The following is a 14,505-nucleotide window of genomic DNA, read 5'->3' as shown; positions in this document are numbered from 1 at the left end:
TTGAAAGCTGGGATGGGAATGAAGAGCTATTCATCCTGGCACCGCGTCTACCTGCTAGCACGCCCATTTCCGACTCCGGAAGGGTGCCCTTCGCCACTTTCGGGGCCGTAGGGTGGGCGATAGACGGCCTTGGGGGGTGCGATGAGTCGCTTCGTCGACGAGGTGCTCGCAACGGCACGGTCCGCCACGACCGGCATGGTCACCGGCGAGCCCGCGGCCAAGGCCCGGAGCACGTGGCCGGAGCTGCATCAGGTGGCCCGGCGGGTGGCCGGCGCGCTGATCGAGGGCGGTCTGCAACCGGGGCAGGCGGTCGCGGTGCTGGCCGGGCTGCCCGCCGAGATCGCCCCGGTGGCGCAGGGCATCTGGCTGGCCGGCGGCAGCATGACGATGCTGCACCAGCCCACCCCGCGCACCGATCTGCAGGTGTGGCGCGAGGACACGCTGCGCGTCCTCACCATGATCGACGCGCGGCTGGTCGTGGTGGGCGCGCCCTTCGAGCAGGTCATCCCGGTGCTCACCGCGTACGCCATCAAGCATGTGACCGCGAGTGAGCTGACCGCCGGGCCGGCGCATCCGGGGGTGGAAGCCGTCGAAGACGGCGTGGCGTTGCTGCAGCTCACCAGCGGTTCCACCGCCGAGCCGAAGGCCGTGCGGATCACCCACCGCAACCTCTACGCCAACCTCGCGAACTCCCGTGACCATCTCGGATGCGACGAGTCGGGCGTGATGGTGTCGTGGCTGCCGATGTTCCACGACATGGGCATGGTCGGGTGCCTGCTGTTGCCGATGATGACCGGGATGGAGCTGGTGAGCCTGCGACCGGCCGATTTCCTGAGCCGGCCGCTGGTGTGGGCGGAGCTGATCAGCCGCTACCACGGCACGATCACCACCGCGCCGAATTTCGCGTGGGCGGTGCTCAACCGGCAGCTCGCGCGGGTCGAGGACGGTGCGCTCGACCTGTCCAGCCTGCGGGTGGCCGGCAACGGCGCCGAACCGATCGACCCGGCCACGATGCGCGCGTTCGTCGCGACGGCGTCTCGCTTCGGCCTGCACCCCGAGGCGGTGAACTGCTGTTACGGCGCGGCCGAGAGCACCCTCGTCATCTCCATGTCGGAGATGGCCGATCCGATGCTGCTCGACCGCGTCGATGCCGCCGAGTTGGAGCGCGGGCAGGCGGTGCCGGGCGACAGCCGCGAGATTCCCCAGCTCGGCCGGCCCTTCCCGAGCATCGAGGTGCGCGTCGTCGACGACGACGGAAAACCGCTCGGCGAGCGCCAGGTCGGCCGCATCCAGCTGCGCGGGGAATCGGTCACCGACGGGTATGTGACGCCGGACGGTTACGAGAGCGCCCGCGACGCCGACGGGTGGCTCGACATCGGCGACGAGGGCTACCTGGTCGAGGACGGTCAGATCGTGGTGTGCGGCCGTCGTAAAGACGTGATCATCATGGGCGGGCGCAACATCTACCCGACCGACATCGAGCGGGCCGCGGCCGGCGTCGAGGGCGTCCGCGAGGGCAACGTGGTCGCGGTGCGGCTGCTCGCCGGCGACGGGCAGGCCCGGGAGTCGTTCGCGGTGATCGCCGAGTCGAAGCTGGCCGGCGACGACGCCGCCGAGAAGGCCATCGCCAAGCAGGTCACGGCCCGGGTGGTCGCCGAGATCGACGTGCGGCCCGCGCAGGTGCGCGTCCTGCCACCCGGGTCCCTGCCGAAGACCCCGTCCGGGAAACTGCGCCGCGCCGCGGCGCGCGATCTGCTCTAACCCACCTGGGGCAGGCCGGCGATCGCGGCCTCGACCGCCGCCGTGGACAGCTCGTGGTCGACCATGTCGCCGGCCAGGTAGCGGCCGTAGGCGGGCAGGTCGAGGTGGCCGTGGCCGCAGAGTGCGGTGAGGATGACCTTCTCCTCACCGGTCTCCTTGCACCGCAGCGCCTCCTCGATGCAGGCGGCCAGGGCGTGCGTCGGCTCCGGCGCCGGGATGATGCCCTCGGTGCGGGCGAACGTGACACCGGCGTCGAAGCACTCCTTCTGCGTCTTGGCCACCGCCTCCATCAGGCCGAGCTCGTAGATGTGCGAGATCAGCGGCGACATGCCGTGGTAGCGCAGCCCGCCCGCGTGGATCGGGTCGGGGATGAAGTCGTGGCCGAGGGTGTGCATCTTCATCAGTGGGGTCATCCCGGCGGTGTCGCCGAAGTCGTACGCGTAGACGCCCTTGGTCAGCGACGGGCACGAGGCCGGCTCGACCGCGCGGATGATCGGCGACATGGTGCCGGCCAGCTTCTCCCGCAGGAACGGGAAGGCCAGGCCGCCGAAGTTGGAGCCGCCGCCGGTGCAGCCGACGATCACGTCCGGCTTGGCGCCCACCTTGGCCAGCTGGAGCAGCGCCTCCTCACCGATGATCGTCTGGTGCAGCAGCACGTGGTTGAGCACGCTGCCGAGCGCGTAGTTGGTGTCCGCATGCTGCGCGGCGACCTCGACCGCCTCGCTGATCGCGATGCCCAGTGAGCCGGGCGAGTCCGGGTCGGACGCGAGGATCTTGCGGCCCGCCTCGGTCAGCTCGGACGGCGACGGGTGGATGGTGCCGCCGAAGGTCTCGATCATGATCTTCCGGTACGGCTTCTGGTCGTACGATGCTCGGACCTGCCAGATCTCCACGTCCAGGCCGTACTGCGCACCGGCGAACGCCAGGGCCGTGCCCCACTGGCCGGCGCCGGTCTCGGTGGTGAGCCGGCGAATGCCCGCGGCCGCGTTGTAGTAGGCCTGCGGCACCGCGGTGTTCGGCTTGTGCGACCCGGCCGGCGAGACCCCCTCGTACTTGTAATAGATCTTCGCCGGGGTGCCGAGGGCCTTCTCCAGGCGGTGCGCCCGGAACAGCGGCGAGGGACGCCACAGCCGGTAGACGTCGAGCACCTCCTCGGGGATCGGCACGTACCGCTCGGTGGTCACCTCCTGCTCGATGAGCGCCATCGGGAAGAGCGGGGCGAGGTCGTCCGGCCCGACCGGCTGCAGCGTGCCGGGGTGCAGGACGGGCGGTGGCGGCGAGGGCAGGTCCGGCACGATGTTGTACCAGTTGCGCGGCATTTCCGATTCGGACAGAAGGATCTTGGTGTCGGGCGTCGTCATGGTCTGATCATCTACCGCCGAGGTTCAGTACGGCCGGAATCTAGAGCCCGTACGTCTTGCCGATGATGTCCCGCTGGATCTCGCTGGTGCCGCCGTAGACGGTGGAGACCAGGGCGGCGCGCACGTGGCGCTCCATGTCGTACTCGGTGGCGTAGCCGTACCCGCCCATCATCTGCATGCCGGCCAGCGCCATCTCCCGGGCGACCTCGGTGGTCTTCAGCTTGACCATCGAGCTCTCCCGGGGCAGCACCCGCGACGGATCGCGGTCGACCAGCTCGGCGGTGCGGTAGACGAGCAGCTTGCAGCACTCGATCTCGGTGGCCAGGTCGGCGATCCGGTGCCGCAGCGCCTGGAAACTGCCGATCGGGCGGCCGAACTGCTTGCGCTCCCGCACGTACGCCAGGGTGTCGTCGAAGGCCCGCCGGGCGGTGCCGAGCATCAGGCCGGCCAGGATGAGCCGCTCGACGTTGAGGCCGGCCATCAGCTGCTTCCAGCCGTCGCCGACCACGCCGACCACCGCGTCCTCCGGCACCACGCAGTCGGTGAAATAGAGGTCGTTGACCTCCTTGCCGCCCATCGTGTCGATGCCGCTGATCCGCAGCCCGGGCGCGTCCGCCGGGACCAGGAACATGGTCAGTCCGGCGTGCTCGCCGGCCACCCCGCCGGTGCGTGCGACCAGCAGGATCGCGTCGGCGAAGTGGGCGTTGGAGCACCAGGTCTTCTGCCCGTTGAGCACGTAGCCGGCGTCGGTGGCGACCGCCCGGCAGGACAGCGCGGCCACGTCGGAACCGGCCTCCGGCTCGGACATGGCGATCGAGAAGGTGCGGCCGGCCGCGGTGCCGCCGACCACGGTCTTCTGCTGCTCGGGTGAGCCGAAGCGGCTCACCGCGCCGGCCACGATGGACGAGGTGGCGAATCCGCCGATGGGCGCCTGCCCGTACGCGGTCTCCTCGAGGAACAGGCACATGTCGACCATGCCGCTCTCGACGACCTCGAGCCAGCCCAGGTCGGCGATCTTCTGATACAGGCCCTGGTGGTGTTTGTGCAGGCCGTTCCCGGTCAGGGCGTCGCGCTGTGCCCGGGTGCCGGTCTCGCGCTTGCAGAAGTCGGTGACGGCGGCCGCGAACGCGCGCTGCTCGTCGGACAGATCAAGATCCATGTCAATCCCTTCTCGGGGTTGTACTAGGGATTGCCGCGAACGTAGCATATCAAATATCAAATCTGGGAGGTCCCATGGAGGCCATCCGTAAAGCCCGTGAAGCGGCCGGCTGGTGGGCCGGCTTGAGCTTTCGCGAGCGTCGCGCGCACCTGCTGAGCTGGAAACGGATCATCGCCGCCCGCTCCGACGAGCTGGGCGACGTCATACATGCCGAGACCGGCAAGCCTCTCGGCGATGCCCTGCTGGAGATCATGCTGGCCGTCGAGCACCTCGACTGGGCCGCCCGTAACGCCGAGCGGGTCCTGAAACGCCGCCGGGTCCGATCGGGGCTGCTCGCCGCCGATCAGGGCGCCGCGCTCGAATACCGGCCGCTCGGCGTGATCGGCGTGATCGGCCCGTGGAACTACCCCGTCTACACCCCGCTCGGCTCGGTCTCCTACGCCCTGGCCGCCGGCAACGCCGTGGTGTTCAAGCCGAGCGAGCACACGCCGAGGACGGGGGAGTGGCTGGCGGCGGCCTGGGCCGAGGCGGTCCCGTCGCCGGTTCTCCAGGTGCTCACCGGCGACGGCGCGATCGGCGCGCAGCTCGTTGCGGCGGGCGTCGACAAGATCGCGTTCACCGGGTCGGCGGCGACCGGGCGCAAGGTGATGGCGGCCTGCGCGCAGAGCCTCACCCCGGTGGTGATCGAGGGCGGCGGCAAGGACGCGATGATCGTCGCGGCCGACGCGGATCTCGACGCCGCCGCCAAGGCGGCAGCGTTCGGTGGATTCGGCAACGCGGGCCAGACCTGCGCCGGCGTCGAAAGGGTGTATGTCGAACGCAGCGTCTACCCCGAGTTCCTGGCCAAGCTCGCCGCCATCGCCGAAAACCTCCAACCGGGAGACGACGGACCGTACGGACGGATGACCGTCCCCGCCCAGGTCGACATCGTCCGCCGGCACGTCGACGACGCCCTCGCCCGCGGCGGCAAAGCGGTGGTCGGCGGCCCCGAGTCGATCAAGCCGCCGTATGTGTTCCCGGTGGTCCTCGCCGAGGTCCCGGAGGACAGCGCCGCGGTCACCGAGGAGACCTTCGGCCCGACCGTGGTGGTCAACCCGGTGGGCTCGCTCGACGAGGCGGTCAGCCTGGCCAACGCGACGAGCTTCGGGCTGGCTGCGTCGATCTTCTCGAAGGACACCGGCCGGTCGCGGGCCCTCGCCCGCCGCCTCCGCACCGGCGCCGCCTCGATCAACTCGGTGCTCGGCTTCGCGGGGGTGCCGGCGCTGCCCTTCGGTGGCGTCGGTGATTCCGGATTCGGCCGGGTGCACGGCGCCGACGGGCTGCGCGAGTTCAGCCGGGCCCAGTCGGTGACGTGGCGTCGCTTCAGCGCACCGATGGAGGTGATGAGCCTGTCGCGCGATCCGGCGGTGCTGGACCGGGCCGTGAAGTTATTCCGGATTCGCCACGCGCGGGGAGCTACGCCGCGCCCGGCTGATCCCAGATCGCCAGGTCGTCCAGGTGCTTGATCAGGAGGTCGGCGCCGTCCGTGAAGTGCCGTGTCATCACGGCTCGGGCGGCGTCGGCGTCACGCGCGGTGAAGGCGGCCAGCAACGCCTCGTGATCCTGCTTCATGCCGCCGCGCCACCGCGGGTCGGCCGAGTAGAACCGCACCGGGGTGTAACGGGTCGCCGTGTGCAGGAACCAGCTCAGCTTCCGGGCCTGCGCGATCCGGTTGATCGTCCGGTGGAAGGCGAATTCGAGGCGCTCCACGTCCTCGGGCTGCTTCGCCCGCTGCAGGGCCTTGTCGGCGACGGCCAGCTCGTCCATCTGCCCGTCGGTGATCAGCCCGGCGACCCGGGCGGCGAGCTCGCCGGCGATGTCACCCTGCAGCTGGAACAGGTCGTGCACGTCCTGTTTGGAGAGCGGCGAGACGATGTACCCCTTGCGGGGTTGCAGCTCGACCATGTCCTCGCCACGCAGCGTCAGCAGCGCCTCGCGCACCGGCGTGATGCTCACGCCGAGTTGCGCGGCGACCTCTTCCAGCCGGACCCGCGCCCCCGGGCGCAGCTCACCCGACATGATCCGCCCGCGTAGGGCGGCGGCGACTTCGTCGGAGAGCTGAGGGCGCATAGGCGGCACAGTATCAAATATCAAATCAACCATGGAGGTACGGGACGATGCGGCTTGGCACGTCATTGATGTACGCCGGAGATCCGCGCTCCACCGCGGACCAGGTGGCGAGCTGGGAGCAGGCCGGGCTGGACGTCGTCTGGGTCGCCGAGGCGTACGGCTTCGACGCACCCACCATCATGGGCTATCTGGCCGCCCGCACCGAACGGGTGAAGATCGGTTCGTCGATCCTGCCGCTCTACTCGCGCACCCCCGCCCTGCTCGCGCAGACCGCCGCCGGCCTCGACGCGATGTCCGGTGGCCGGGCCATCCTCGGCCTCGGTGCCTCCGGCCCACAGGTCATCGAGGGCTGGCACGGCGTCCGCTACGACAAGCCGGTGGCCCGCACCCGGGAGACCATCGAGATCTGCCGGGCCGCGTGGCGCCGAGAACCGCTCGTCCACGACGGGCTCTACCAGCTGCCCCGGCCCGGCGGCCTCGGCAAACCGCTGAAGCTGCTCACCCACCCGGTCCGCGACCGCATCCCGATCTACGTGGCCGCGCTGGGCGAGGCCAACGTGCGGATGACCGCCGAGGTCGCCGACGGCTGGATCCCCTTCATGTACGTACCCGAGAAGGCCGCTGACGTCTGGGGATCGGCGCTGGCCGCGCGGAGCCCTTCGTTGCCGCCCCTGGAAGTCGTCGCCGGTGGTCTACTGGCGATCGGCGACGACGTCACCGACCTGCGCGACCTCGGCCGGCCGATGATCGCCCTCTACGTCGGCGGGATGGGCGCCCGCGGCCGCAACTTCTATCACGACCTGGTCAGCCGATACGGGTACGCCGCCGAAGCCGACAAGATCCAGGAGTTGTACCTGTCCGGCCGCAAGGCGGAGGCGGCCGCGGCCGTCCCCGCCGAGCTGCTCGAACGCACCAGCCTGATCGGACCGGAGTCGTACGTGCGGGACCGGATCGCCGCCTACCGCGAATCGGGCGTCACCGTCCTCAACGTGACGCCGATCGGCGACGACTCCATTTCGCTGATCGCCCGGGTCAAGGAGATGCTGACATGACACGCCGTTACGACCTGTTGCAGCGCATCGCCGGGCTGGACCCGGTCCAAGACCACCTGGAGATCTACCAGATCTCGGCCGGCCAGGAATTCCCCTGGGATTACACCCGGGCGCTGGAATTCGCGCTGTTCCGCACCTATTGCGTGCCGAGCATCTCGAAGCTGCTGGCCGCCACCGGCGAATTCGAGAAGCGCCCACAGAAACGCTACGACGACACCGCGCTGCTGATGGCCGAGATCGCCGCCCACGGCTACGACTCACCGCGCGGCCGGGAGGCCCTCAAGGTCGTCAACCGAGCCCACGGCCGCTACGCGATCAGCAACGACGACATGCTGTATGTCCTGTCGACGTTCATCTACGACCCGATCGAGTGGCTGTCCCATTACGGCTGGCGGCCGTTGCATCGCCACGAGAAGCTCGCCGCGTTCCATTACTACAGCGAGGTCGGCCGCCGGATGGGCATCCGCGACGTGCCGCCGTCCTTCGAGGAATTCGCCGCCTTCAAGCAGTCCTACGAGGCCGAGCACTTCGTCTACACCGACACCAACCGGAAGGTCGGCGAATACACGGTCGGCCTTTTCGCCGCCTGGTTCCCGGGTTTCCTGCGTCCGGCGGTACGCCTGGCCGTGCGCGGCATGCTCGACGAGCCGATGCTGCGCGCCTTCGGCTTCACCCCCGCCCCGGGTTGGGTCGGCGCGTCCGGGCGGGCCGGCCTGAAGGCCCGCGCGGCCGGCATCCGCTTCCTGCCACCGCGCCGCAAGTCGGTGCTGGGAGTGTCCAAACACAACCGCACCTACCCCGGTTACCCACAGGGCTACCGCCCGTCCGACCTGGGTGCTCCGGAGCCGTCGCCCGACCTGCCGGCCGAGCATCTGCGCCGCGGTGCTTGACCGGCTACGCGGCCCACTCCTGGCGGCAGGCTTGGTCTTGCTGATCGGCGCGGCCGGCGTGTTCCTGCTGCGCTACCGCGTCTACCAGGTGCCGACGACGTCGATGACCCCGGCGATCGAGCCCGGCAACCGCATCGTGGTCGACACCTGGTCCCGCACGACCCACCGCGGCGACATGGTGCTGGTCACCGGCGAGGGCACCGACTTGGTGAAGCGCGTGGCGGCAACCGGCGGCGAGGTGGCCGCATGCTGCGACCCGTCCGGCCACCTGCAGATGGACGGCGTCCCGCTGGCTTTGACCCCATCAGGAGACGAGCCTTTTTCGGTACGCGTCCCCGCCGGCCACCTGTTCCTGCTGGGCGACAACTTGACCGCGTCGGTCGACTCCCGGGCAACGGGCACGGTCCCGTCGTCCGACGTCCTGGGCCGGGTGGTGGCCCTGGCCTACCCGGCCCGGCTGTTCCCCGACCGAGCCGCCGGCACGCTGCGCCTGGTAGTCCTGGCGGGGCTGCTGGGTTTGTCATCAGTGCTGCTGGCGGCGTTGCTGACGCCGTTGGCCCGAGGTCATTCAAACCAGGATCCTAGGACGCCGGGCAAGCCGCGCCCGACATCATGATCAGCTAGCGGGTGGCATTACTGGCCGGCGAGCTCTGCGTCTTTTTCGATCCTTTCGCGCACCTCTGCCCAGGTTCCCGAATAGCCGGAAGCGGAATCGAGAACAACGCCGCCGTCGGCATCGAATGCCGTAATTTGCGCTTTCCACAAGGTCTGTGCGGTGTCTGATCGGCATTCGACCATGACTCGGTTACCCGTGGCGACGACGAACTCGCCTGCAATTGTTGCGGGGCCCCAACTTCCGTTCAACACCCGGAACCTCCCGTGGGTTTGATGCACTGACTCCAGCATGTCCGAGATCAACGATCTCCGAGAGTCCTCTTCGGAGAGATCACCCAAAGGCGTTGTTCCTGAAGGCCGATCGCCTGTTGGGAGAAGCACCGGCAGGGCCGGCCACTGCGTCCGATGCCGAGGGTCAGTAGCCGGAACTACCGCTGGTCGCGCATCGTCGGCCGTTGGGTTGTTCTCGGCCGACGGCGGTCGTCATGGCCGGTTAGCATCTTGGCGGCTCGACTGTGGAGGGTGAGGTTCGGATGGGTGCGAAGACGGCATTGCTGGCGTTCGTCGACGGTGATCTGCCGGCGGTGCTCAGGGCGGCCGGTCGGTCGCAGGCGACCGGGAGCGGGCCGATGGCGGGAGAGGGCGTGCGGCCCGATGCCGGTGAGGCCGAAGCTGTCGTGCAGCGGCTGTCGCCCGGATATGAGGTGACGCCGATCCGTGGTGGGACCCTCTTCGAGGAGTGCTATCCACCCGACGACGTCGCCTTCGCTGCCGTGCTGCCCGGTGCCGTCCTGCTGTGCGACAGGCGGCTCGTCGCGGAGACTCCGTCCGAGTTGCCGGAACAGGTGCTCGCGGAGGCGGCCGGCCGGCGGATCCTGTTGCATTCGATGCACTCGGTCGTTGACGCGCTCACGTTCGCCGTGTGGGAAGACGGGCAGCTGATCCGCTCGCTGAGCGTGTCACCGGACACCGGGATCGTGGAGGACATCGGCGAGCCTTATCCGTTCGAGCGCCCGTACTGGGCCGGCGAGCACCCGGTCACCCCGATGTCTCCCGATCAGGGGCCGTATCCGTTGCCGTTTCATCCACTGGATCTCGGCGAGGAGGCGCTGCGCGCCTTGTTCGGCTTCGTGATCGAAGGCCGCCGGGAGCCCGACGATATCGACGCCGACACGATCCCTCTGTACGGCTTCAGCGTTGCCGATCCGAGTGGTCGCGAGCAGGAAGAACGCGAGGCCCTCATGCGGGAGCTGATGAGTCGCATGGCGCCGCCGCGCATGTACCGCATGGGTTCCGACGGCACCATGCACGAGGCAGGGGTAGAGGACCTGTTCTGATCGGGCACAGGACGACGGCGGCCGACACCGCGATGCTCACCCAGTAGCTGTCCGCGGGCGATGACCCCGATTCGGGTGGGCGGGTGGGCGGGACCTTGGTCACCTCGGCAGCGCCATAGGTCCTGACTGCCTCGTCGAGCAATCGCATCTCGGCCTGTGCGGTTTAGCCTCGGCGCAGGCCCGCGTTCGCCGGGCGGACAGAGGAGAACATCAATGGCTGGGGCGGCGGGCAGGCGGCTGATGGCCGTGTTCGCCGTGGCGATCGCGGTGTTGCTGAATGTGGCTACCCGGGTGGTGGAGCACACGCCGGCGCTGTCCGTGCGGCGGTGCGTGTCGCCCGATGCTCCGCTCGCCTGGCTCGGCGTTCACCTGCGGGTGCTGCGGGAGGGTCCCGGCTGCGGCGCGGGGCAGCTCGCCTGGCATCCCGGCTCGGGGCACACCACCGAGCTCGTGCTCATGGTCACCGTTCCGGCGCTGCTGGCCAACCTCGGCCTGGTGCTGGGCGCGGTGGGGGTCTGGGCCGCCCTTCGCGCGGTGCCGTCCCGGGCCGCGGCGGTGTTCGGCCGGCTGTGCCGGCGGCTTCCCGGGGTCGGCCCGGTTCTTCCCACCCTGCGCCCGCTCGGCACCGGCCGTTGGCCGGCGATGCGGGTGCCGCGCGCGTGGCAGCTCGACCGTTCTCCCGTATGCCGGCGTGGGCCGCCGATGTCAGAAGCGACGCGCTGACCGATTTTCTGCCCACCCAAGCCTGCCAGCACCGTGATGCCGCCTGCGCGGATCCGGTGCTGCGATACGCGAAACGAGACCCCATCATGAGCAAACACGATCGGCTCCGGGCCAAGGCCCGTGAGGTCCGCTTGGCCCAGGAACGAGCCGAACGGCGCCGCAAGCGGATCCGGATCGCCATCGGCGCCGGATCACTGGTGATCGTCGGCCTGCTGGTCGCGATCTTCGCCGTGGTGTACACCTCGGCGAGCCATGACCGGACCACGGCGAGCGGAGTCCTGGTCACGCCGGCGAACCTGGCCGCGAGCGGCGCGATCCCGGTGGGACAGACGTCCGCCCCGGTGACCGTGGAGATCTACCTGGACTACATGTGCCCGGCGTGCGGGAAGTTCGAGCAGGCCAACGCCACCGAGCTGGACCGGCTGCTGGCGGCCGGCACCATCAAACTCGAGCTGCACCCGATGAACTTCCTCGACAGCCGGTCCAAGGGCACCAACTACTCGACCCGGACGGCGAACGCCGTGGCCACCACCGCCGATCAGGCCGCCGACAAGGTGTGGGTGCTGAGCAAGGCGCTGTACGCGAACCAGCCGGAGGAGGGCACGTCCGGCCTGACCGATCAGCAGATCGCCGACCTCGCCACGACGGCCGGGGTTCCGCAGGCGACGGTGGACGCGTTCAAGAACCGGACGTTCGACACGTGGGTGACCAACTCCAATGACGCGGCGTTCAAGGCCGGTGTCCAGGGCACCCCCACCATCAAGATCAACGGCACTCATTTCGAGGGTGACGTGTACAACGCCGGGCCGCTGACCCAGGCCATCGAGCAGGCGGCCGGAGGGGCAAGCTGATGGCCACGGGCCTTCTGGGCCGGATGCACCGGCTCCGGCACGCCAGCGGCTGGATCTTCGGCACGATGCTGTTCTCGTCATGCCTGAGCCTGATCGCGTCGTTCGTGCTGTCGAAGGAGGCGATCACGCTGGCCGCCGACCCGAACGCGAACCTCTCCTGCAACATCAACGCGGTGATCAGCTGCGGGACGGTCGGCAGCGCCTGGCAGTCGCACCTGCTCGGCTTCCCCAACGCGTTCCTGGGGCTGATCGCCGAACCGGTGGTGATCACGGTGGCGGCAGCGAGCCTGGCCGGGGTGCGATTCCCGCGGGGTTTCATGTACGCCGCCCAGATCGTCTACACCCTCGGCCTGATCTTCGCGTACTGGCTGTTCTACCAGTCGATGTTCCACATCGGCGCGCTGTGCCCGTGGTGCCTGCTGGTGACGCTGTCGACCACCCTGGTGTTCTCGACGCTGACCCACATCAACATCCGCGACGGGAACCTGTTCCTGCCGGCCCGGCTGTCGTCCGCGCTGCGTACCGGGATCGGTTTCAACCTGGACCTCCTCATCGTGGTGATCTGGCTGCTGATGATCGTCCTGGCGATCGTTCTCAAGTACGGCGACCGGCTGTTCGGCTGACCGCGCCTGCGGGTCGTGGAGGGCGGGGTGCGCCTCCACGACCCGGGCGCGAGCGAAGACGGCGCGTCCGCAGGCCCGCCGCCGATCAGGTCCCTGGCAGTCAGTCGCCGGACCTTCGGTCAGGAATCGAGAAGCGCCCTCGCCGCCGTCGTCGTTAGCGTGAGTCGCACACGATCATGACCGCGTGGCGCAGAGGAGAAGCAACGGTGACCGACAAGCAGGACGTTGCGGGTGGGTTCTCGAAGCAGGAGCGGGCCGCGATGAAGGAGCGTGCCGCGGAGCTGAAGGAGGACGCCAAGCGAGCCAAGGGAGCGGGCAAGGCGTCCGCCGAGGAGGCGGACGTGCTGGCGAAGATCGCGCAGATGCCCGTCGGCGATCGTGCGATGGCCGAGCGGCTGCACGCGATCGTGGCGAACGTGGCACCGGGCCTCTCCCCGAAGCTCTACTACGGCCAGCCCGGGTACGCCAAGGGCGGGAAGGTCGTGGTGTTCTTCCGCAGCGGGCAGATGGACAAGCAGCGGTACTCGACGTTCGGCGTGAGTGTGCAGGCGTCCCTCGACGAGCCGAGCGGATTTTGGCCGACCTCCTTCGCGCTGGCCGAGCCGACCGCGAAGGCGTGGGAACAGCTCAGCGACATCGTCCGGCGCGCGGCCGGGACGGAGCAGCGATGAGCGGGCGGACGGCTACCTTGGGCGGCTCGGCGATTCGTGGGGTCTTTCGAGCGCATCGAGGCGGCCCGTGCAGGTACGCGGTCGGCCACAATCCTTCCATGACCTTCGACGCCTTCGAGCTCCAGCAGGCCTTCATCGACGCCGAGTTCCAAGCCGACACCGGCGCGCTGCAGACCTTGTTGGCGGACGACTTCCGCTCCATCGGCGATCAGGGCTACATGCTGGACAAGGCTCAGTGGCTCGGCAAGTTCGCTGACTTCTCCTACACCGGACTGCAAAGCAGCGACGTCGAGGTGAACCGCTACGACCGGGCGGCGATCGTGCGGTACATCCAGCGCAGCAGCTCCGTCTGGTGCGGTCAGGAGATGGTGTTGACCAGCCGTGTCAGCCAGACGTGGATCGAGCAGGCGGCCGGCTGGCGACTCGCGGGCATGCAGTTCAGCACCCTTGACGACGATTGAGCGCGAACCCGCCAACGCGTCAGTCGAGACCCCAGTCGGCCGGGTTCGCGGTCAGGCTGCGGCGTACCGCGTCTCGGATCGCCGAGGCATCGCCATCACCGGTATCGCTGACGCGCCAATAAACGGGGTTGAGCACGGTTTCGGCGGAACCGGAGTCTCGGTCCGCGGTCGCAAGCCGGCGGACCAGGTCGGCAATGTCTTCGAGCTCGAGGTAGGCAGCGGCCGCGGCTGCCGCTTGCAGCTCCGAGCCGGAGTACTCGTCCAGCACCCAGCCGAAACCGCCGCTCATCGTGGCGTTGTGGAAGGCCCAGAGATGCGCCAAATGCCGGAGCCCGACCGGCGCATCGGCGTCGGACCCGCCGTCAAATTTCACGCGCATGTAGAGGTCGCCGGCGCGTTCGGTCATCGCCTCGACAATGTCGCGTAGGAGGTAGTCGCCGCGGTCCACCACCCAGTGCGGCACCGGCCGCCAGTGATATGCCGCACGAAGTCGTTCGCCGTCGCCGGCCATGCGCAGGACGTCCAGCCCATACGCTCTCGGCAGCACCGCGGCCAGCGGCACCGTGCCGGGGATGCACGCCGTGGTGACTCCGGCTTCACCGGTCGCATCCGACGCGACAAGGTCGTGCCAGCGCCCGCCGTCGCGCAGCTCGACCCGGCAACGCTCACCGTCGATGATCCACACCCGCAGGCCCGGCCCGGCCGAACCGGCCTCGTGCGAGAACACCGCACCGGCGGCGGGGTCCACCGTCGTATAGGCGGTAGCGAGGTCCGCCGCATCGATGGCACGAAGCCCGCCGGACGCGTTGTAGGTCCGCAACTGGATCACGCCGCAGGGTAGCCCGCAACGACTCCCATAAGGGACGCGCGTCCGGGCCGGGCGTCCGCCAGC

16 protein-coding genes are annotated in these 14,505 nt (G+C 69.3%); 11 read left to right on the top strand and 5 right to left on the bottom strand.

All coding sequences use genetic code 11. The features are described from left to right. Positions 1-141: 141 nt before the first annotated feature. Positions 142-1,761, top strand: a complete 1,620-nt coding sequence (locus Adu01nite_RS21780; protein ID WP_203728764.1) for a fatty acyl-AMP ligase — start codon at positions 142-144, stop codon at positions 1,759-1,761. Here Adu01nite_RS21780 and Adu01nite_RS21775 read toward each other — a convergent pair. Then, positions 1,758-3,122: a TrpB-like pyridoxal phosphate-dependent enzyme gene (locus Adu01nite_RS21775; RefSeq protein ID WP_203728763.1), complete on the bottom strand. Its 1,365-nt coding sequence runs from the start codon at positions 3,120-3,122 to the stop codon at positions 1,758-1,760. The genes Adu01nite_RS21780 and Adu01nite_RS21775 overlap by 4 nt on opposite strands. Positions 3,123-3,162: 40 nt before the next feature. Continuing rightward, a complete protein-coding gene (locus tag Adu01nite_RS21770; protein WP_203728762.1) occupies positions 3,163-4,281 on the bottom strand; it encodes an acyl-CoA dehydrogenase family protein in 1,119 nt (372 codons plus the stop codon). A gap of 74 nt (positions 4,282-4,355) precedes the next feature. Between Adu01nite_RS21770 and Adu01nite_RS21765 the strand changes: the two genes are divergently transcribed. Continuing rightward, complete coding sequence (locus Adu01nite_RS21765) at positions 4,356-5,786, top strand: aldehyde dehydrogenase family protein (protein WP_203728761.1); 1,431 nt, start codon at positions 4,356-4,358, stop codon at positions 5,784-5,786. Here Adu01nite_RS21765 and Adu01nite_RS21760 read toward each other — a convergent pair. Beyond that, the gene (locus Adu01nite_RS21760) at positions 5,737-6,390 is read right to left on the bottom strand and encodes a GntR family transcriptional regulator (RefSeq protein ID WP_203728760.1); all 654 of its coding nucleotides are present in this window, start codon (positions 6,388-6,390) and stop codon (positions 5,737-5,739) included. The genes Adu01nite_RS21765 and Adu01nite_RS21760 overlap by 50 nt on opposite strands. 47 nt (positions 6,391-6,437) lie before the next feature. Here Adu01nite_RS21760 and Adu01nite_RS21755 point away from each other — a divergent pair, with 47 nt between their 5' ends. From Adu01nite_RS21755 to lepB, 3 genes are read left to right on the top strand one after another with little or no spacing between them, the layout of a single operon-like run. Continuing rightward, positions 6,438-7,442: an LLM class F420-dependent oxidoreductase gene (locus Adu01nite_RS21755; protein ID WP_203728759.1), complete on the top strand. Its 1,005-nt coding sequence runs from the start codon at positions 6,438-6,440 to the stop codon at positions 7,440-7,442. After that, positions 7,439-8,332 (top strand): oxygenase MpaB family protein, encoded by an 894-nt coding sequence (locus Adu01nite_RS21750; RefSeq protein ID WP_203728758.1) that lies wholly within the window; start codon positions 7,439-7,441, stop codon positions 8,330-8,332. The genes Adu01nite_RS21755 and Adu01nite_RS21750 overlap by 4 nt, the downstream gene beginning before the upstream one ends. A gap of 31 nt (positions 8,333-8,363) precedes the next feature. After that, positions 8,364-8,948, top strand: a complete 585-nt coding sequence (gene lepB, locus Adu01nite_RS21745) for a signal peptidase I (RefSeq protein WP_203728757.1) — start codon at positions 8,364-8,366, stop codon at positions 8,946-8,948. A gap of 17 nt (positions 8,949-8,965) precedes the next feature. Here the strand turns inward: lepB and Adu01nite_RS21740 are convergent, their stop codons facing one another. Then, the gene (locus Adu01nite_RS21740) at positions 8,966-9,199 is read right to left on the bottom strand and encodes a hypothetical protein (RefSeq protein ID WP_203728756.1); all 234 of its coding nucleotides are present in this window, start codon (positions 9,197-9,199) and stop codon (positions 8,966-8,968) included. A gap of 281 nt (positions 9,200-9,480) precedes the next feature. Here Adu01nite_RS21740 and Adu01nite_RS21735 point away from each other — a divergent pair, with 281 nt between their 5' ends. The 6 genes from Adu01nite_RS21735 (at position 9,481) to Adu01nite_RS21710 (ending at position 13,613) form a co-directional block, all read left to right on the top strand. After that, a complete protein-coding gene (locus tag Adu01nite_RS21735) occupies positions 9,481-10,284 on the top strand; it encodes a DUF6928 family protein (protein ID WP_239132605.1) in 804 nt (267 codons plus the stop codon). A 240-nt stretch (positions 10,285-10,524) separates the two neighbouring features. Next, positions 10,525-11,007 (top strand): hypothetical protein, encoded by a 483-nt coding sequence (locus tag Adu01nite_RS21730; RefSeq protein WP_203728755.1) that lies wholly within the window; start codon positions 10,525-10,527, stop codon positions 11,005-11,007. Positions 11,008-11,093: 86 nt separating this feature from the next. Continuing rightward, positions 11,094-11,858, top strand: a complete 765-nt coding sequence (locus Adu01nite_RS21725; protein WP_203728754.1) for a DsbA family protein — start codon at positions 11,094-11,096, stop codon at positions 11,856-11,858. After that, the gene (locus Adu01nite_RS21720; RefSeq protein WP_203728753.1) at positions 11,858-12,481 is read left to right on the top strand and encodes a vitamin K epoxide reductase family protein; all 624 of its coding nucleotides are present in this window, start codon (positions 11,858-11,860) and stop codon (positions 12,479-12,481) included. The genes Adu01nite_RS21725 and Adu01nite_RS21720 overlap by 1 nt, the downstream gene beginning before the upstream one ends. Positions 12,482-12,657: 176 nt before the next feature. Then, positions 12,658-13,152, top strand: a complete 495-nt coding sequence (locus Adu01nite_RS21715; protein ID WP_203728752.1) for a DUF1801 domain-containing protein — start codon at positions 12,658-12,660, stop codon at positions 13,150-13,152. A 98-nt stretch (positions 13,153-13,250) separates the two neighbouring features. Next, on the top strand, positions 13,251-13,613 hold the full coding sequence (locus tag Adu01nite_RS21710) for a nuclear transport factor 2 family protein (protein WP_203728751.1): 363 nt from the start codon (positions 13,251-13,253) through the stop codon (positions 13,611-13,613). 19 nt (positions 13,614-13,632) lie between these two features. On the opposite strand, the gene Adu01nite_RS21705 is transcribed toward Adu01nite_RS21710, so the two are convergent. Beyond that, entirely contained in the window at positions 13,633-14,442 is an 810-nt protein-coding gene (locus Adu01nite_RS21705; protein WP_203728750.1) for a hypothetical protein, read from the bottom strand. Between the last annotated feature and the right edge of the window lie 63 nt (positions 14,443-14,505).

The organism is Paractinoplanes durhamensis, assembly GCF_016862175.1.
In the GTDB taxonomy this organism is placed as follows: domain Bacteria; phylum Actinomycetota; class Actinomycetes; order Mycobacteriales; family Micromonosporaceae; genus Actinoplanes; species Actinoplanes durhamensis.
The sequence above is the reverse complement of the archived record's forward strand: the minus strand, read 5'-3'. Positions and strand labels throughout refer to the sequence as shown.